The 17439-nt window shown below is 68.1% G+C and carries 15 protein-coding genes; 12 read left to right on the top strand and 3 right to left on the bottom strand.

All coding sequences use genetic code 11. The features are described 5' to 3' along the window. Positions 1-26: 26 nt before the first annotated feature. The 7 genes from ACNQFN_RS16825 (at position 27) to ACNQFN_RS16795 (ending at position 6501) form a co-directional block, all read left to right on the top strand. Entirely contained in the window at positions 27-1070 is a 1044-nt protein-coding gene (locus ACNQFN_RS16825; protein ID WP_068637336.1) for a ferredoxin--NADP reductase, read from the top strand. A 182-nt stretch (positions 1071-1252) separates the two neighbouring features. Then, positions 1253-2020: an SDR family NAD(P)-dependent oxidoreductase gene (locus ACNQFN_RS16820; RefSeq protein WP_068637334.1), complete on the top strand. Its 768-nt coding sequence runs from the start codon at positions 1253-1255 to the stop codon at positions 2018-2020. A gap of 8 nt (positions 2021-2028) precedes the next feature. Continuing rightward, on the top strand, positions 2029-3111 hold the full coding sequence (locus ACNQFN_RS16815; protein WP_068637332.1) for an alkene reductase: 1083 nt from the start codon (positions 2029-2031) through the stop codon (positions 3109-3111). After that, positions 3108-3560, top strand: a complete 453-nt coding sequence (locus ACNQFN_RS16810) for a MaoC/PaaZ C-terminal domain-containing protein (protein WP_418647032.1) — start codon at positions 3108-3110, stop codon at positions 3558-3560. The genes ACNQFN_RS16815 and ACNQFN_RS16810 overlap by 4 nt, the downstream gene beginning before the upstream one ends. A gap of 39 nt (positions 3561-3599) precedes the next feature. Continuing rightward, on the top strand, positions 3600-4349 hold the full coding sequence (locus ACNQFN_RS16805; protein ID WP_068637328.1) for an electron transfer flavoprotein subunit beta/FixA family protein: 750 nt from the start codon (positions 3600-3602) through the stop codon (positions 4347-4349). Positions 4350-4357: 8 nt separating this feature from the next. Continuing rightward, the gene (locus ACNQFN_RS16800; protein ID WP_418648929.1) at positions 4358-5302 is read left to right on the top strand and encodes an electron transfer flavoprotein subunit alpha/FixB family protein; all 945 of its coding nucleotides are present in this window, start codon (positions 4358-4360) and stop codon (positions 5300-5302) included. A 47-nt stretch (positions 5303-5349) separates the two neighbouring features. Then, positions 5350-6501, top strand: coding sequence for a helix-turn-helix transcriptional regulator (locus ACNQFN_RS16795; protein ID WP_068637327.1), 1152 nt, complete (start codon positions 5350-5352; stop codon positions 6499-6501). A 65-nt stretch (positions 6502-6566) separates the two neighbouring features. On the opposite strand, the gene ACNQFN_RS16790 is transcribed toward ACNQFN_RS16795, so the two are convergent. Beyond that, positions 6567-7466: a cache domain-containing protein gene (locus tag ACNQFN_RS16790; RefSeq protein ID WP_068637325.1), complete on the bottom strand. Its 900-nt coding sequence runs from the start codon at positions 7464-7466 to the stop codon at positions 6567-6569. 154 nt (positions 7467-7620) lie between these two features. Here ACNQFN_RS16790 and ACNQFN_RS16785 point away from each other — a divergent pair, with 154 nt between their 5' ends. From ACNQFN_RS16785 to ACNQFN_RS16775, 3 genes are all read left to right on the top strand, one after another. Continuing rightward, the gene (locus tag ACNQFN_RS16785) at positions 7621-8385 is read left to right on the top strand and encodes an SDR family oxidoreductase (protein ID WP_068637323.1); all 765 of its coding nucleotides are present in this window, start codon (positions 7621-7623) and stop codon (positions 8383-8385) included. 162 nt (positions 8386-8547) lie between these two features. Then, positions 8548-9402 carry an SDR family NAD(P)-dependent oxidoreductase gene (locus ACNQFN_RS16780; protein WP_068637321.1) on the top strand — a complete coding sequence of 285 codons (855 nt, stop codon included), beginning with the start codon at positions 8548-8550 and terminating at the stop codon, positions 9400-9402. Positions 9403-9444: 42 nt separating this feature from the next. Then, positions 9445-11082: an electron transfer flavoprotein-ubiquinone oxidoreductase gene (locus ACNQFN_RS16775; protein ID WP_418646801.1), complete on the top strand. Its 1638-nt coding sequence runs from the start codon at positions 9445-9447 to the stop codon at positions 11080-11082. A gap of 90 nt (positions 11083-11172) precedes the next feature. On the opposite strand, the gene ACNQFN_RS16770 is transcribed toward ACNQFN_RS16775, so the two are convergent. After that, positions 11173-12585 (bottom strand): nicotinate-nucleotide adenylyltransferase, encoded by a 1413-nt coding sequence (locus ACNQFN_RS16770; RefSeq protein ID WP_068636104.1) that lies wholly within the window; start codon positions 12583-12585, stop codon positions 11173-11175. 298 nt (positions 12586-12883) lie between these two features. Here ACNQFN_RS16770 and dinB point away from each other — a divergent pair, with 298 nt between their 5' ends. Further along, a complete protein-coding gene (gene dinB / locus ACNQFN_RS16765; RefSeq protein WP_418647031.1) occupies positions 12884-13951 on the top strand; it encodes a DNA polymerase IV in 1068 nt (355 codons plus the stop codon). Between the two features lie 74 nt (positions 13952-14025). Here dinB and ACNQFN_RS16760 read toward each other — a convergent pair whose 3' ends face one another. Next, entirely contained in the window at positions 14026-14577 is a 552-nt protein-coding gene (locus ACNQFN_RS16760) for a cob(I)yrinic acid a,c-diamide adenosyltransferase (RefSeq protein WP_068636106.1), read from the bottom strand. 165 nt (positions 14578-14742) lie between these two features. On the opposite strand from ACNQFN_RS16760, the gene alaS reads away from it, so the two are divergent. After that, complete coding sequence (alaS, locus tag ACNQFN_RS16755; protein ID WP_418647030.1) at positions 14743-17376, top strand: alanine--tRNA ligase; 2634 nt, start codon at positions 14743-14745, stop codon at positions 17374-17376. The last annotated feature ends 63 nt before the right edge of the window (positions 17377-17439 follow it).

Here is a 17439-nt window from a genome sequence, read left to right as displayed (position 1 = left end):
CGGCTGCGAAAGGAGCAGGTGAGGACATGACAGCCCAGCACTATCATCGCCTGAAGGTCAGTGCGGTCATCGACGAAACGCACGACGCCAGGTCGCTCGTATTCGAGGTGCCGGCCGAACTGGCCGACGCCTTCAAGTACCGCCCCGGGCAGTTCCTGACCCTGCGGCTTCCGGTGCTGGGCCGCCACCTGCCGCGCTGCTACTCGATGTCGAGTGCGCCCACGCTCGATGCCAGCCTGCGCGTGACGGTCAAGCGCGTCAGCGGAGGGCGGGGCTCGAACTGGGTGTGCGACAAGATCCGTCCCGGCGATGTACTCGAGGTGCTGGCCCCGGCCGGAGTATTCACCCCGGTTTCGCTGCAGGAAGATTTCCTGCTGTGCGCCGGCGGCAGCGGCATCACGCCGGTGTTCTCGATCCTGCGTTCGGCGCTGGCGCACGGGCAGGGGCGGATCCGGCTGCTGTACGCCAACCGTGACGAGCGTTCGGTGATCTTCCGCGACGAACTCAATGCCCTCGCGGCCCAGCATCCTGCCCGCCTGCAGGTGATCCACTGGCTCGATTCGGTGCAGGGCGTGCCCTCGGTCGCGCAACTGACCGAGCTTGCGCGACCTTTTGCTGCGGCGCAGGCCTTCATCTGCGGGCCGGCGGCCTTCATGGACGCGATGGTTTCCGCGCTGGAGTTGGCCGGCGTGGATGGCGAGCGGGTGCATGTCGAGCGTTTCGTATCGCTGCCCGACGAGGAGGACGTCGCCGCGATCAAGGCCGCGGCGCCTGCGCCGGCGGCGGCGATCGAGTCTGCCACGGTGGAGATCGAGCTCGATGGCGAAGTGCATGTCCTCGAAGTCGCCGGTACCGAAACCCTGCTCGAAGCGGCGCTCAAGGCCGGCGTCGCCGCCCCCTATTCGTGCCAGGCGGGGATGTGCGCATCGTGCATGTGCCAGGTGATCGAAGGCGAAGTCCACCTGCGCCACAACGAAGTCCTCGATGCCAAGGACCTGGCCAAGCGCTGGACCTTGTGCTGCCAGGCGTTGCCTGTCAGCGGGCGTGTCAGGGTGCGTTTCCCCGGCTGAGAGGGTGTGTGCGGCGAAGCGAAGAGGCGGCCGCGTGGCCGCTTTTTCCGTCTACGGCCGCCGCCGTCCGCTCGCCGCCCGTTTCTTAGTCTCAACGGACGATGGCGGCCGGGGGCGGATTTCCTACCCTTGTCCGGAAGGCGCAAGTCCGACTTTCCGGATACAGGCAAGAGGAGATATTCATGACCGGTCGTTTGCAGGGCAAGGTGGCTTTCGTGACGGGCGGCGGCAGCGGCATCGGCGCCGCCACCGCGGAGCGCTTCGCGCAGGAAGGGGCGATGGTGGTCGTTTGCGGCCGGCGCCGCGAGCCGCTGGATGAAGTCGTCGCGCGCATCGGCGCGGCGGGCGGCGAGGCCGAGGCGGTGGTGGCCGACGTCAGCGACGAGACCGGCTTCACCGCCGCGCTGGAAGCCGTGGCCGCACGCCACGGGCGCTTTGACATTCTGGTCAACAACGCGATGGCCTACACCTGGGGCAGCATCGAGGAGATGTCGACCGCCGACTGGCACGCCAATTTCAGCACCTCGGTCGACGGCACCTTCTGGGGCACGCGTGCCGCGATGCGGCTGATGAAGGGCAAGGGCGGCGCGATCGTCAACGTGTCGTCGATCTGCGGCCAGCTCGGTACGCCGTGGATGGCGGGTTATTCCGCGGCCAAGGCGGCGGTCGACAATTTCTCGCGCGCGGCCGCGGCCGAAGGCGCGGCGCACGGCATCCGCGTCAATGTGGTGATCCCCGCCGTCGTCGAGACGCCGGCCACCGCCGGCATGCTGGCCGACGAGGCTTCGCGCCGGAACACCGAGAAGCTGATCCCGATGGGGCGCGTTGGCCAGCCCGAAGAGCTGGCCAACGCCATCCTGTTCCTCGCCAGCGACGAGGCGTCCTACATCACCGGCGCCAGCCTGCCGGTCGACGGCGGGCGCTCGTCGGTGCTGGTGACCGCGCTGTGAGTGCTGCCATGGCCGCTTTCCCGCATTTGTTCAGTCCGCTGAGGCTGGGCGAGCTCGAACTCGCCAATCGCATCGTGATGGCGCCGATGACGCGCAACCGGGCCGATGCCGCCGGCGTGCCGACCGAACTGATGGTGGCGCACTATGCCCAGCGCGCCGATGCCGGCCTGATCGTGGCCGAGGGCGCCTGGCCCAGCGCCACCGGCCAGGCCTATTGCCGCCAGCCGGGCATCGCGACGCCGGCGCAGGTCGCCGGCTGGCGCAAGCTCACCGATGCGGTGCATGCGCGCGGCGGCCGCATCGTGCTGCAGATCATGCATGCCGGCCGCATCGGCAGCCGCCACGTCAAGGGCGACGGCGTCGATACCGTGGCGCCGTCGGCGATCCGCGCCGCGGGCGAGGTGTTCACCGACAGCGCCGGCATGCAGCCCTACGACATGCCGCGCGCGCTGGGCACCGACGAGGTGCGCGCGGTGGTGGGCGAGCACCGCCAGGCGGCGATCAATGCCCGCGAGGCCGGCTTCGACGGCGTCGAACTGCACTGCACCAGCGGCTACCTGCCGATGCAGTTCATGTGCAGCGGCACCAATCTGCGTACGGACGAATACGGCGGCAGTGCCGCCAACCGGGTGCGTTTCGCGGTGGAATGCCTGCAGGCGATGGCGGACGCGATCGGTGCGGGCCGGGTGGGCCTGCGCTTCAATCCGGGCAACACCTACAACGACACCCGCGACGGCGATCCGGCGGAAACGCACGCTGAACTGGCGCGGCGCGCAGCCTGTCTCGGACTCGCCTACGCGCATGTGATGCGGGCGCCGGTGCCGGGGATCGACGCCTTCGCCCTGGCGCGCGCCGCCTTCGGCCGCGGCCTGATCCTCAACGACGGCTTCGACGGCGCGTCCGCCGAAGCGGCGCTCGCCGGCGGCGCGGGCGAGGCAGTGTCCTTCGCGCGCCATTACATCGGCAACCCGGATCTGGTCGGCCGCCTGAAACACGGCCTGGCGCTGGCCGGCTTCGACCGCAGGACGCTGTATACGCCCGGCGCGCAAGGCTATACCGACTATCCTGCCGCCGAAGGGGTGAGCGCGTGATCTACTGGGAAGACGTGACCCTGGACTCGCCGAGCGAGTCGACGGCGAGCTATCTGCTGACGGCTGAGAACATCAAGGGCTTTGCTGCCGAGTGGGATCCGTTTCCGCCTCATGTGGACGAGGCGGCTGCGGCGAAATCCCCGATCGGGCAGCTGTTTGCCGCGGGCGTGCATCTGCTGTCGATCGCGATCCGGCTCAGCCATACGATCGTGCATGAGGAAACGGCCTCGATCGCCGGACGCGGCTGGGATCGGCTGCGCTTTCACCGGCCCGGCGTGGCGGGCGACGAATTGCGGGTGCGCGTGACCCATATCGACCGCCAGCCCGGCAGCCGGCCCGAACGCGGCTTGCTGGTATCCCGCTTCGAGCTTTTCAACCAGCGGGGAGAGACGCTCGTGAGCTTCGACAACAACGTGGTGATGCTGCGCCGCGATGCAGTGGCCGCCTGACGGCCCGCTGCCCGAACATTCGTTTGCAAGGAGAACGCTTTGAAGATTCTTGTCCCGGTGAAGCGGGTCGTCGATTACAACGTGAAGGTGCGGGTCAAGTCCGACCACAGTGGGGTCGAACTGGCAGGCGTGAAGATGTCGATCAACCCCTTCGACGAGATCGCCGTCGAGGAAGCCGTGCGCCTGCGTGAAGCGGGTACCGCGACCGAAGTGGTGGCGGTGAGCTGCGGTACGGCGGCGTCGCAGGAAACCCTGCGCGCTGCGCTGGCGATGGGCGCGGATCGTGCCATCCTGGTCGAGACCGATGTCGAGTTGCAGCCGCTGGCGGTGGCCAGGCTGCTGCAGGCGGTGGCCGGACGCGAGCAGCCGCAACTGGTGATCTGCGGCAAGCAGGCGATCGACGACGATGCCAACCAGACCGGCCAGATGCTGGCGGCGCTGATGGGCTGGCCGCAGGCCACGTTCGCCTCGAAGCTGGTGATCGGCACCGGAACGGCGAGCGTCACGCGCGAGGTCGATGGTGGCCTGGAAACCGTCGAGTTGAAGCTGCCGGCGCTGGTTACCGCCGACCTGCGCCTGAACGAGCCGCGCTACGCCACGCTGCCCAACATCATGAAGGCGAAGAAGAAGCCACTCGACGTGCTGCCGGCGGCCGAGCTCGGGGTCGATGTCGCGCCACGCCTGCGTCATGTGCGCCATGCCGAACCGGCGGCGCGCAAGGGCGGAGTGAAGGTGGCCGACGTGGCCGAACTGGTGAACAAGCTTCGCAACGAAGCGAAGGTGATCTGAGGCGGATGATGAAGACACTGGTCATTGCGGAACATGACAACGGCCGTCTGGCGACGGCGAGCCTCAATGCGGTGACGGCGGCGGTGCGCTTCGGCGGCACGGTCGACGTGCTGGTCGCCGGCCACGCCTGCGATGCGGCCGTGGCGCAGGCCCGGGCGGTGGCGGGGGTGGCGCGGGTGCTCAAGGTGGATGCGGCGCACTATGCCGAACCGCTGGCCGAGAACCTGGCGGTGCTGGTGCAGCGCGTGGCGACCGAAGGCGGCTACCGCGCGGTGCTTGCGGGAGCGTCCAGTTTCGGCAAGAATCTCGCCCCCCGGGCGGCGGCCCTGCTCGATGTGGCGGCGGTTTCGGACGTGGTCGGGATTTCGGCGCCCGGCCGCTACGAGCGGCCGATCTACGCCGGCAATGTGATGGTGACGGTCGAGTCGGACCAGGTGCTCGACGTGCTGACGGTACGCAGCACCGCCTTCGATGCGGCCGGCAGCGGCGGCAGCGCGGCGGTGGAGGAGATCGCCGCTGGCCCCGATCTGGCGCTGTCCCGCGTCGTCGGGCGCGAGCTGAGCAAATCCGAGCGGCCGGAACTCGGCACCGCGGCGGTCGTCGTATCGGGTGGACGCGGGCTCGGCAGCGGCGAAAACTACCATCGCGTCCTCGATCCGCTGGCCGACACGCTCGGTGCCGCGCTGGGCGCATCGCGGGCGGCGGTCGACGCGGGTTTCGTGCCCAACGACTACCAGGTGGGCCAGACGGGCAAGATCGTCGCCCCCGGTCTGTACGTCGCCGTGGGCATCTCGGGCGCCATCCAACACCTGGCCGGCATGAAGGATTCGAAGGTGATCGTCGCGATCAACAAGGATCCGGATGCGCCGATCTTCCAGATTGCGGATTACGGACTGGTTGCCGACCTGTTCGAGGCCGTGCCCGCGTTGACGTCGAGCGTGGCGGCGACCTGAGGCGGCAGGCCTTCCGGCTGCCGGTGTGAAACTGAAGGGGAAGGGTTTTGAGCGACATTGAACTGGGACTGCCGGAATACGATGCGATCGTTTCGGCACTTTACGATGCGTCGCTCGACAGCCGGCGCTGGGGCGAGGCGCTGGAGCTGTTCCGCGTGCTGTTCCAGGCCAACTACGCGACCCTGATCCTGCGCAGCCCGGAAGAGGGCAACCTCGGGATGATGATCGCCGTGGGCGTGGAAGGGGGCGACAAGGTCACCTACCTGCCTTATGGCCATTCGATGACGCCTTTCGCCAACCAGCCCGCCGACAAGGTCTTCCTGATGCAGGACCTGATGACCGAGGCGGAGTGGCGGCGGACGGCCTACTACCAGCACTGGTGCGAGCCGGTCGATGTGTTCCACGTCATGGGCGTCGACATCTCGACGCCGGACGCGGGCAAGCTGCGCTTCCGCCTCACGCGCCCGGAGTCCGCGCCCCGTTTCAGCGATCTTGACCGCAAGCGCTGCGAGGCGCTGCTGCCGCACCTGCGGCGGGCGCTGCACATTCACAACCTGCTCGACCGCAGCGAATCGCTCGGCTCGCTCTATTCGCAGGCCATCGGGCGCCTGTCGGTGGGCACCATCGTGCTCGACGACAGCGGCCGGGTACTGGAGCAGAACCTGATCGCGCGCGAACTGCTGGAAGCCAGCGACGGCCTGAAGCTGGTCGGCGGCAAGCTCGAAGCCTCCTACCCGAGCGACAACCGCGAACTCCAGACCTTGATCCGCAATGCCTTCGTGCGCCAGCGCCCCGGCGGCAGCGATGCGCTGATGGCGGCGGCGTCGGCGATGTCGGTGTCGCGGCCGTCGGGGCAGGTCAGCCTGGGCGTGGTGGTTGAGCCGGTGCCGTCCCAGGAATGGGCCGAAGGCAAGGGCCAGCCGTCGGTGCTGGTCTATATCCGCGATGCCACCGGCAAGTTGCTGGCGAGCACGGCGGCGGCGAAGCAGCTCTTCAACCTGACGCCGGCCGAAACCGCGCTGGCGATGGAACTGGCCAACGGCCTGTCGCTCGAAGAGGCGGCCGAGGAGCTGAACATCCGGCGCAATACCGCACGCGCGCATCTGCGCTCGATCTTCTCCAAGACCGGCGTGCGCCGCCAGACCGAACTGGTCCGCATCATGCTCAACAGCGTCGCCGCGCTCAGCCACAAGCAGTAGCAAGGCGCAAAGGGACGAAAAGCCGCCGGCTTGCCGGCAGCCGTCTTGCGGCGGCCCGCCGGTGCTTACTCGCCGTTCTGCCGTGGCGCCGGTTCGGCGTAGGTGCCGACGCCGACCAGATACTGCCCGACGCGCACGACGTAAGTGCGCTTGCCTTCGTTCTTGAGGGTCAGCGGGTTGCGGAAGGTGTAGCGGATTTCGCCTTCGCCCTTGTCGCGGGCGATGTCGATCATGTCCTTGACGAAGCGGCGGCCGCTCACCGGATCGACCAGTTCGGTGGCCTTGCGCCCGATCAGCCGCGGCTGGCCGCCGTGTGCGTGCATGATCCCGTCGTCGAGGCCGATCACGAAGACGTAGAGGTCGTCCTGGACGAAGCCGCCGTTCAGGCTGTTGAAGCGGGCGAAGGCGTCCTCGCCGCTGACCTTGAGGGTGTGCACCGCGCGCCAGGCAAGCGATTTCGCCAGTTCGAAGCTGGGGTGCGGCGCGTAGTAGCCGATCACCAGGATGTGGTCGCCGACCCGGCGCCAGGAGGCGATCTTGGTTTCGTTGATGCCGCGGACGGGGTTGCTCCAGCGGTATTCGATCTGGCCGGCAGGCCGGGCCTTGGCGCTTTCGATCATGTCGCGGAAGAAGAGGCGGCCGTCCGAGTCGGCAACGCCGGCCACGTTGCGGCCGATCAGCGTGGTCGAGCTGCCGCCGCTGGCGAGGAAGTTGCCCCGGGTGTCGAGCACATACACGTACAGCTCGCCATCGACGAATTCGCCCGCGCGGCTGAAGCCGGCCATGGCCTGGTCGCCATGCGCGCGCAGATAGGCTTCGGCCTGGTCGAGCAGTGCCTGCGCCTTGGCCGCATCGCTGCTGGCCGCCTGGGTAGCCGGGGCGGTGGCGTCCGCGGCGTGCAGCGGGCCTGCCAGCAGGGCGCAGCCCAGGCTCACGGCGGCGGCGAGGGTCTTGAACGGTGTCATGGAACGAATCCTCGGTATGGACTTGGCGTCCTGCGATTGTAGGTTCAAGGCATCGGCCCGGTCTTAGTCCGCCTGGACGATGCCGGCGCGGGAGGGCGGCGCCGATACTGCCCTCGTCTTTTGCACCCCTCGCGGGCATCTTCGGGAGTGATTCGTGACTATTACCGTCGTCACCGGCTCGGCCTCTGGCATTGGCGCAGCCGTCAGCAAGCAACTCGAGCGCGCGGGGCACCGCGTCGTCGGCATCGACCGCCAGAACGCCGACATCGTCGCCGACCTGTCGACTGCAGCGGGGCGCAAGGCCGCGGTCGACGCCGCGCTGGCGGCCTGCGGCGGCGTGCTCGACGGCCTGGTGTGCTGCGCCGGGCTGGGGCCGACCGCGCCGTCCAGCGGCATGATCGTGGGTGTGAACTACTTCGGCATGACCGAACTGGTCGAAGGCCTGGAAGGGGCGCTGTCGCGCGGCAGCAAGCCGGCGATCCTGCTGATCGGTTCGGTGGCGTCCGTCCATGGCGTCGACAAGCTGCCGATGGTGGCGGCCATGCTGGCCGGCGACGAGGCGGGCGCCATCGCCCAGGCCGACGGGATGGCCGTTCCGCAGGCCGCTTATGCCGGTTCCAAGTACGCGGTCACGGTATTCGCCCGCAGGAAGGCGGTCGAGCTGGGGCCGCAAGGCATCCGCATCAACGTGCTTGCACCCGGCGCGGTCGAGACGCCGCTGTTCGCCGCCTCGCTGGCCGATGCGCGCTATGGCGAGGCGACGCGCAAGTTCGTGGCCCCGCTCGGGCGCCCCGGCAGGCCGGACGAAATCGCCGGCGTCGTCGAGTTTCTGCAGTCGGAGCGGGCCAGTTTCGTGCATGGCACCGTCGTCTTCGTCGATGGCGGCATGGACGCGATGACGCGCGCCGATCGCTTCTGAGCATTCCGGCATTTCCGCTGGCTGTACCCGAACCGGCCCGTCGCGGCCGGCTTTGTGTTGACTGGATCCGTGTCGCCGGGCGGCCGCCGCATGGTCCGAACCGACGATGACGGCGCGGGGCCGGCAGCTAGACTGGCGCGATTACCGTCCTGGAGTGGCACGATGAACAAAGTGGCTTTCATTACCGGCGCCAGCCGCGGCATCGGCCGCGAGACGGCGCTGGCTTTCGCCCGTGCAGGCTTCGACGTGGCGATCAGCGCGCGGACGCTGGAGGAAGGCGAGACGCATGCCCACGCGCTGACCCATGCCGATGGCCGTCCGCTCGCGGGCAGTCTCGCCGCCACCGCGGAGGCGGTGCGTGCCCTGGGGGGCGAGGCATGCACGGTGCGCATGGACCTGCTCGACGAGCGTTCGGTGCGCGATGCGGCCGCTGCGGTGCTGGAGCGCTTCGGCCGCATCGACGTGCTGGTCAATAATGCGATCTACCAGGGCGCGGACCTCAATGCGCCCTTCCTGGCGCTGGACGTCGATGGTCTGCAGCGCGTGTTCCAGGGTTACGTCGTGGCACCGGTGGTACTGACGCAATGCCTGCTGCCGGCGATGCTGGCCCAGGGGGGCGGCACGATCATCAACGTCACTTCCGGGGCCGGCGAGAGCGATCCGCCGGTGGCCGCAGGCAAGGGCGGCTGGGGCTATGCCTACGGCGCCGGCAAGGCGGCGGTGTCGCGCCTGTCCGGGGTGCTGGCGGCGGAGTTCGGCGAACAGGGCATCCGCGCCTATACGGTGAATCCGGGCGTGGTGGCGACCGAAGCGCTGCACGCGACCATCGGCGACAAGGGCATCGTCGCCTTGCGCAACGGGGTGGCGCCGCCGGAGGTGCCGGCTGCCGTGCTGTGCTGGCTGGCCACCGCGCCGGAGGCGGCCGGTTTCCAGCGCCGCAGCATCCAGGCCCAGCCCTTCGCCCTCGAGCACGGCATCGTGCCCGACTGGCGCGAACCGGCTGCCGGGCTCGCCTGAGCCGGCCGCCGTCTTGAAAGAGGAGTATCGCTTTTCATGAGCATCGAACGCGACTCGATGGAATTCGACGTGCTGGTGGTGGGCGGGGGGCCTGCCGGGCTGTCGGCGGCGATCCGCCTGAAGCAACTGGCGGCTGAGCGGGGCCGGGAACTGTCGGTGTGCCTGATCGAGAAGGCGGCCGAGCTCGGCGCCCACATCCTGTCGGGCGCGGTGATGGACCCGCGCGCGCTCACCGAACTGATCCCGGACTGGAAGGAACGGGGCGCACCGCTCAGGACGGCCGTCACCGAGGACAAGGTGCTGTTCCTGTCCGAGACCGGCGCCCGGCAGACGCCCAACGGGCTGCTGCCGGACTGTTTCGTCAATCACGGCAACTACATCGTGCGCCTGGGCAACGTGGTCAAGTGGCTGGGCGAGCAGGCCGAGGCGCTGGGGGTGGAAGTCTATCCGGGCTTCGCCGGCGCCGAGATCCTGTACGACGAGGCCGGTGCGGTCAAAGGCGTGGCCACCGGCGACATGGGCCTGAACCGCGACGGCACGCCCGGCCCGCAGCACCAGCCGGGCATGGAACTGCACGCCAGATACACCCTGTTCGCCGAAGGCTGTCGCGGCCACCTGGGCAAGCAGCTCGAAGCGAAGTACGCGCTGCGCGACGGCGCCGACCCGCAGACCTACGGCATCGGCATCAAGGAGCTGTGGGAAGTCAAACCCGAGCACCACCGCCCCGGCCTGGTCGTGCACACCGCCGGCTGGCCGATGGACAGCGCCACCTATGGCGGCGGCTTCGTCTATCACCTCGAGGACAACCTGGTCGCGGTCGGCTACGTCGTCGGCCTGGACTACAGCAACCCGCACCTGTCGCCGTTCGAGGAGATGCAGCGCTACAAGACCCACCCCGAGATCCGCAAATATCTCGAAGGCGGCAAGCGGCTGCAGTACGGTGCCCGCGCCATCGCCGCCGGCGGCCTGCAGAGCCTGCCGCGGCTGATCTTCCCGGGCGGCGCGCTGATCGGCGACGACGCCGGCTTCCTGAACGCGGCGCGCATCAAGGGCAGCCACGCGGCGATCAAGTCGGGCATGCTCGCGGCCGACGCGGCCTTCGACGCCCTGGCACAGGAACGCCAGCGCGACGCGCTGACCGCCTACCCGGCAGCCTTCCAGGACTCCTGGCTGCACGCCGAGCTGCACAAGACGCGCAACTTCAAGCCCTACATGAAGAAGGGCCTGGTCCTGGGCTCGCTGCTGTTCGGCATCGACCAGGTGCTGTTCAAGGGCAAGGTGCCGTGGACGCTGCACAACAGCGCCGACCACGACAAGCTCAAGCCGGCGGCCGAGTGCGCGAAGATCGACTACCCGAAGCCGGACGGCGTGCTGACCTTCGACCGGCTGTCCTCGGTGTTCCTGTCCAACACCAACCACGAGGAAGAGCAGCCCTGCCACCTGCGGCTGAAGGACCCGACGGTGCCGATCGCGATCAACCTGGCCCGCTACGACGCCCCCGAGCAGCGCTACTGCCCGGCCGGGGTGTATGAGATCGTGCAGGAAGCGGCCGGCCCGCGGCTGCAGATCAACGCGCAGAACTGCGTGCACTGCAAGACCTGCGACATCAAGGACCCGACCCAGAACATCGACTGGGTCGTGCCCCAGGGCGGCGAGGGGCCGATTTACCAGGGGATGTGACGGCGGAGCCCCATCGCCGGCTGCGCGCTTCCGGTTCGAGCATTGCAGTCCCCGGCTGGCCGTCTGTGCCTCTAGTCGATGGCGTCCGGCCTATGCGGTGTCGTAACCCAGCAGGCGCCCGTCGATGATGCGCTGCGCCACCGGTTCGGGCACGTCCTGCTCCCAGGCGCCGCGGCCGCGGCGCAGGCCCGCCAGCACTTCGGTGGAGTCGATGTGCAGATGGCTGTCGTCGAGTGGCTGCACGGCGAGCAGCTTGTCGTTGTCCATCAGGTGGGCGAGCAGGTGGCGGAGCTTGGCCGGCACCTGCACGTTGTCCAGCGTCACCAGTTCCGCGCCGCCGCCCCTGGGGCGCGAGGGATATACATAGACGTGGGTGTTGTCCGGGAACAGTTTGCCGAAGGCTTCGAGGATGCCGCCCTCGAGGCCTTCGTAGTATTTTTCGTCGAACAGGGAATCGAAGTCGCGCACCGACAGCACGATGCCGATCGGCTTCTGCGTGTAGCGCCGCAGGTAGGCGCGCAGGCGGAAGAAACGCACGTAGTCGGAAATCATGACCGTGTAGCCCTGCGAGGCGAGCAGCTCGATGCGGGCGAGGAAGTCGGTGCCGTCGATCCTGTCGCCGCTGATCAGCGAATTCATCGTGATCTCGGCCAGCGACACGATCTCGTCCTCGTCCACCGCGGCGAGCTGGCTGAACTGCTTGAGGCCAGCGGTCGTCATGTCCACGTTGACGCAGGTCACCGGCTTGAAGCTGCCGCGGATCACCATCACCGGCTTGCGATGGAACAGTTCGCCCGGCACCACCATCTCGCCCGCCGGGTTGAACACCACCGCCCGCGTCAGCCAGCTGCGGATCAGGTGCAGATTCATCAGCCGGTTGTCGACTTCCTCGAAATAGGGGCCGGAGAAATGGATCAGATCGACCTCGATGCGCTCCGAGCCCAGCGCGTCGGCCAGACCCTCGACCACCCATTCGGGATGGTGGTGATGGAAGAAGGCGCCGTGGATCAGGTTGACGCCGAGGATGCCGAGCGCCTCGGCCTGCTGCGCATTGTCATTGTCGAGCATGCGCACGTGCAGGATCACGTCGCTGGGCGCCGCGCCCGGATGCAGTTGCAGGCGGATGCCGACCCAGCCGTGGCATTCGTTCTTCTGCTTGAAGCTGCGCGCGGTGACGGTGGCGGCATAGGCGAAGAACGTGGTGTTCTTCGGCCGCAGATGGGCCAGCCGCGCCACCACCTGGTCGAACTCCTTTTCCAGCATCTGCAGCAGCCGTGCACGGCTGACGTAGCGGTCCACATGGCCGTAGATGTCGTCGCTCACCGCCATGTCGTAGGCCGACATGGTCTTGGCGATGGTACCTGCCGCCGCGCCGACCTGGAAAAACCGGCGCGCGACTTCCTGCCCGGCGCCGATCTCGACGATGGAGCCGTATTTGTACTTGTCGAGGTTGAGCTGCAGGGCCTTCTGATCGGTGGAGAGGGCGGTGTCGCGCGTATGCATGGACGAGGATCCGACGTGAGTGGGCGAGGCATGCCGGATGTATCGGGGGCGGCCCGGCCAGGCGGCCGTCCTGCCCGTGCGGCATCCGGAACGTGCCTGTCATTGTCTCGCATCGCGCACCCGGGCGCCAGAACCGGGCAGGTCCGGCGGACAGCGACCCGCCATCGCAGCGCATCTTGCCCGCCGGCGAAGCCGTCTGCTGGAAGGGCCGTCCGATTGCGTTGAATGGGTGAGGGCGGAAGTGCCCGTATACTTGCGGGCAGATTCCATTTTTCCCGAGCTGCGGGTTTCGGCCGAGATGCGCAAGATCATCCACTGCGATTGCGACTGCTTCTACGCCTCGGTCGAGATGCGCGACGACCCGTCGCTGCGCGGCCGGCCGCTCGCGGTCGGCGGGCGGCCGGAGACGCGCGGCGTGATCGCCACCTGCAACTACGAGGCGCGCGCCTTCGGCGTGCGCTCGGCGATGCCCACCGCGCGGGCGCTGCAACTGTGCCCGCAATTGCTGCTGCTGCCGCCCGACTTCGAGCGCTACCGCGTGGCGTCGCGGCAGATCCTCGCCATCTATCGCGACTACACGGCGCTGGTCGAGCCGCTGTCGCTGGACGAGGCCTATCTCGACGTCAGCGGCGTCGACCGCTGCAAGGGCTCGGCGACCTTGATGGCCGACGAGATTCGCGCCCGCATCCGTGCCGAAGTCGGCATCACCGCGTCGGCGGGCATCGCCCCCAGCAAGTTCGTCGCCAAGGTGGCGAGCGACTGGAACAAGCCGGACGGGCAGTTCGTGGTGCGGCCCGATGAGGTCGATGCCTTCGTCGCCGCGCTGCCGGTGAAGAAGATCTTCGGCGTCGGCAAGGTGACGGCGGCGCGGCTGCAGCGGCTGGGCGTGCAGACCTGCGGCGACCTGCGCGCCTGGAGCCTGGCCGAGCTTGCGCAGGCCTTCGGCAGCTTCGGCGCCAGCCTCTACCGCCTGTGCCGCGGCATCGACGAGCGGCCGGTATGCCCCGACCGTATCCGCAAGTCGCTGTCGATCGAGACCACCTACGTCACCGATCTGCCCGACCTGGCGGCCTGCCGGGCCGAACTGCGGGTGCTGATCGAGGCTTTCCGCGAGCGCTTCGGCCGTGCACGCGAAACGCGGCCGGTGCATAAGGCGGTGGTCAAGATCAGGTTCTCGGATTTCACCCGGACCACCGCCGAGTGCGTCTGCGAGGCGCCGGACGAGCAGGTATGGCTGGCGCTGCTCGACGAGGCCCATGCGCGCAAGTCGCGGCCGGTGCGGCTGCTGGGCATCGGCGTGCGCTTTGCCGAGGACGAGGGCGCGGTGGCCGGGGCCGGGCAGATTTCGCTGGATTTCGCGGATTGAGCGCTCTCTCGCGACAAGAAAGCGCTCGATCCTGCGCATCGGCGAATGGCTCGATGCGGCCGGCCGGTACTGGTTCAGGCGTTCTTGCGCTTCTGCCACAGCACGTCGCCGCGCCCGCCGGCGCGGTTCAGCACGCGGCCGAGCACGAACAACAGGTCGGACAGGCGGTTGAGATACTGGCGCGGGCCGTCGTTGATCGTTTCTTCCAGCGCCACCGCCACCAGCGCGCGTTCGGCGCGGCGGCACACGGTACGGGCGTGGTGGGCCAGTGCAGCCGCGCGGGTGCCGCCGGGCAGGATGAAGTCCTTCAGCGCTTCGAGCGGCTCGTTGAAGCGGTCCAGCTCGTTTTCGAGATGGGTCACCTGCCTGTCGGTGATCATGCTCATGCCCGGGATGCACACTTCCCCGCCGAGGTCGAACAAGTCGTGCTGCACGTCGGTCAGCAGCGCGCGCACGTCCTCCGGCAGTTCCTCGCACAGCAGCAGGCCGACGACCGAGTTGGTCTCGTCGATTTCGCCCAGCGCGTGGATGCGCAGGCTGTCCTTGGAAACGCGCCTGCCGTCGCCCAGGCCGGTGGTGCCGGCGTCGCCGGTGCGGGTGTAGATCTTGGAAAGGCGGTTGCCCATGGCGTGTCGTGCCTCGCTATCGGTTGTGGTTAAGGTTGACGTTCGCGTCAATTATAGGCGAAGGCCCCGGCCGTGCGGGCCGGCTCATGGCCGGTTTAAGCTCATGATAAACTTGCACATTCGCCCGCAGCACGGGTCTATCGTCCAGAAAACACGCCAATCTCCATGAAAGCCGCCGAAATCCGCGAAAAATTCCTCAAGTTCTTCGAATCGAAAGGCCACCAGATCGTGCCTTCGTCTTCGCTGGTGCCGCACGACGATCCGACGCTGCTGTTCACCAATGCCGGCATGAACCAGTTCAAGGACGTCTTCCTCGGCTTCGACAAGCGCCCCTACAGCCGCGCCACCACCTCGCAGAAATGCGTGCGCGCCGGCGGCAAGCACAACGACCTGGAAAACGTCGGCTACACCGCGCGCCACCACACCTTCTTCGAGATGCTGGGCAACTTCAGCTTCGGCGACTACTTCAAGCGCGACGCCATTACTTACGCCTGGGAACTGCTGACCGAAGTCTTCAAGCTGCCGCAGGAAAAGCTGTGGGTCACGGTGTATGCCGAGGACGACGAAGCCTACGACATCTGGACCAAGGAAGTCGGCGTACCTTCTGATCGCGTGATCCGCATCGGCGACAACAAGGGCGCGCGCTACGCCTCGGACAACTTCTGGATGATGGGCGACACCGGCCCCTGCGGCCCTTGCACCGAGATCTTCTACGACCACGGCCCGGACATCTGGGGCGGCCCGCCGGGATCGGCCGAAGAGGACGGCGACCGCTACATCGAGATCTGGAACAACGTGTTCATGCAGTTCAACCGCGACGAGCAGGGCGTGATGCATCCGCTGCCCAAGCCCTCGGTGGACACCGGCATGGGCCTGGAGCGTGTTTCGGCGGTGCTGCAGGGCGTGCATGCCAACTACGAGATCGACCTGTTCCAGGCGCTGATCAAGGCCGCTTACCGTGAGGTGGGGGGCGAGACCTCCGGCGCCGACATGGATTCGCCGTCGCTGAAAGTGCTGGCCGACCACATCCGTGCCTGTGCCTTCCTGATCGCCGACGGCGTCATCCCGGGCAACGAAGGCCGCGGCTACGTGCTGCGCCGAATCATCCGCCGCGCCATCCGCCACGGCTACAAGCTCGGCGCGCGCGCCGCCTTCTTCCACCGCATGGTGCCCGACCTGGTGGCCGAGATGGGCGCCGCCTATCCCGAACTGAAGGACGGCGAGCGCCGCATCACCGACGTGCTGCGCCAGGAAGAGGAACGCTTCTTCGCCACCATCGAAAACGGCATGGCCATCGTCGAAGCCGAACTCGCCGCGATGGAAAAGGCCGGCAACAAGGTCTTCGACGGCGACACCGCCTTCAAGCTGCACGACACCTACGGCTTCCCGCTCGACCTCACTGCCGACATCTGCCGCGAGCGCGAGGTGACGGTGGATGCCGCCGCCTTCGACGCCGCGATGGCGCGCCAAAAGGAGCAGGCGCGCGCCGCCGGCAAGTTCAAGATGGCCGCCAACCTCGACTACGACGGCCCCGCGACCGCCTTCCACGGCTACGACCGCCTGGAAGAAAAGGGCAACATCCTCGCGCTGTACAAGGATGGCGCCGCGGTCAATGAACTGCTCGAAGGCGACATGGGCGTGGTCGTGCTCGACCACACGCCCTTCTACGCCGAATCCGGCGGCCAGGCCGGCGACCGCGGCGAACTGCGCGCCGCCGGCGGCATCTTCGGCGTCGAGGACACGCAGAAGATCCAGGCCGCGGTGTTCGGCCACCACGGCGTGGTGCGCACCGGCAAGCTGTCGGTCGGGCAGGGCGTCGCCGCGCGCGTCGATGGCGCCGCCCGCGCCGCCACCGCGCGCAACCACTCCGTCACCCACATCATGCACAAGGCGCTGCGCCAGGTGCTCGGCGCCCACGTGCAGCAGAAAGGCTCGCTGGTCGATCCGGACAAGACCCGCTTCGACTTCGCCCATACCGCGCCGATGACGGCCGAGGAAATCCGCGAGGTCGAGGAAATCGTCAACCGCGAAATCCTCGCCAACACCGCGACCCAGGCCGAAGTGATGGCGCTGGAAGCCGCGCAGCAGTCCGGCGCGATGATGCTGTTCGGCGAAAAGTACGCCGACGAAGTGCGCGTGCTGACCATCGGCAGTTCCAAGGAACTGTGCGGCGGCACCCACGTCGCGCGCACTGGCGACATCGGCCTGTTCAAGATCGTCGCCGAAGGCGGTGTCGCCGCCGGCATCCGCCGCGTCGAAGCGATCACTGGCGAGAACGCGCTGCACTACGCCCAGGAACAGGAACGCCGCGTGCAGGGCATGTCGGCGCTGCTGAAAGTGCAGCCCGACGAGGTCGCCGAGCGCGTCGCCGGCATCCTCGACAACGTGCGCGCGCTCGAGAAGGAACTCGCCCGTCTCAAGGGCAAGCTCGCTGCCAGCCAGGGCGACGACCTGGTGAGCCAGGCGGTCGAAGTCGGCGGCATCAAGGTGCTGGCCGCCACGCTCGACGGCGCTGACGTGCCCACGCTGCGCGACACCATGGACAAGCTCAAGGACAAGCTCAAGACCGCCGCCATCGTGCTGGCCTCGGTGGCCGACGGCAAGGTCTCGCTGATCGCCGGCGTCACCGCCGACAGCACTTCCAGGGTCAAGGCCGGCGAACTGGTCAACTTCGTCGCCCAGCAGATCGGCGGCAAGGGCGGCGGCCGCCCCGACATGGCCCAGGCCGGCGGCACCCAGCCGGAAAACCTGCAGGCCGCCCTGGCGGGGGTCAGGGAGTGGGTGAGCGGCAAGCTCTGAGGCAGCGCCGGCTTTGCCGGTGTTCTGATGCACGAACGGCCGGAAAGGGGGATGCCCTTTCCG

The organism is Thauera butanivorans (assembly GCF_048398245.1).
In the GTDB taxonomy this organism is placed as follows: Bacteria; Pseudomonadota; Gammaproteobacteria; order Burkholderiales; family Rhodocyclaceae; genus Thauera; species Thauera butanivorans.
Note: the sequence above shows the minus strand (reverse complement) of the source record. Positions and strands in the feature narration are given on the sequence as shown.

Bases quoted from the DNA above. Each gene is read 5' to 3' on its own strand.
- ACNQFN_RS16825 (WP_068637336.1), top strand. From the start codon at position 27: ATGACAGCCCAGCACTATCATCGCCTGAAGGTCAGTGCGGTCATCGAC.
- ACNQFN_RS16820 (WP_068637334.1), top strand. From the start codon at position 1,253: ATGACCGGTCGTTTGCAGGGCAAGGTGGCTTTCGTGACGGGCGGCGGC.
- ACNQFN_RS16815 (WP_068637332.1), top strand. From the start codon at position 2,029: ATGGCCGCTTTCCCGCATTTGTTCAGTCCGCTGAGGCTGGGCGAGCTC.
- ACNQFN_RS16800 (WP_418648929.1), top strand. From the start codon at position 4,358: ATGAAGACACTGGTCATTGCGGAACATGACAACGGCCGTCTGGCGACG.
- ACNQFN_RS16790 (WP_068637325.1), bottom strand. From the start codon at position 7,466: ATGACACCGTTCAAGACCCTCGCCGCCGCCGTGAGCCTGGGCTGCGCC.
- ACNQFN_RS16780 (WP_068637321.1), top strand. From the start codon at position 8,548: ATGAACAAAGTGGCTTTCATTACCGGCGCCAGCCGCGGCATCGGCCGC.
- ACNQFN_RS16770 (WP_068636104.1), bottom strand. From the start codon at position 12,585: ATGCATACGCGCGACACCGCCCTCTCCACCGATCAGAAGGCCCTGCAG.
- dinB (WP_418647031.1), top strand. From the start codon at position 12,884: ATGCGCAAGATCATCCACTGCGATTGCGACTGCTTCTACGCCTCGGTC.
- ACNQFN_RS16760 (WP_068636106.1), bottom strand. From the start codon at position 14,577: ATGGGCAACCGCCTTTCCAAGATCTACACCCGCACCGGCGACGCCGGC.
- alaS (WP_418647030.1), top strand. From the start codon at position 14,743: ATGAAAGCCGCCGAAATCCGCGAAAAATTCCTCAAGTTCTTCGAATCG.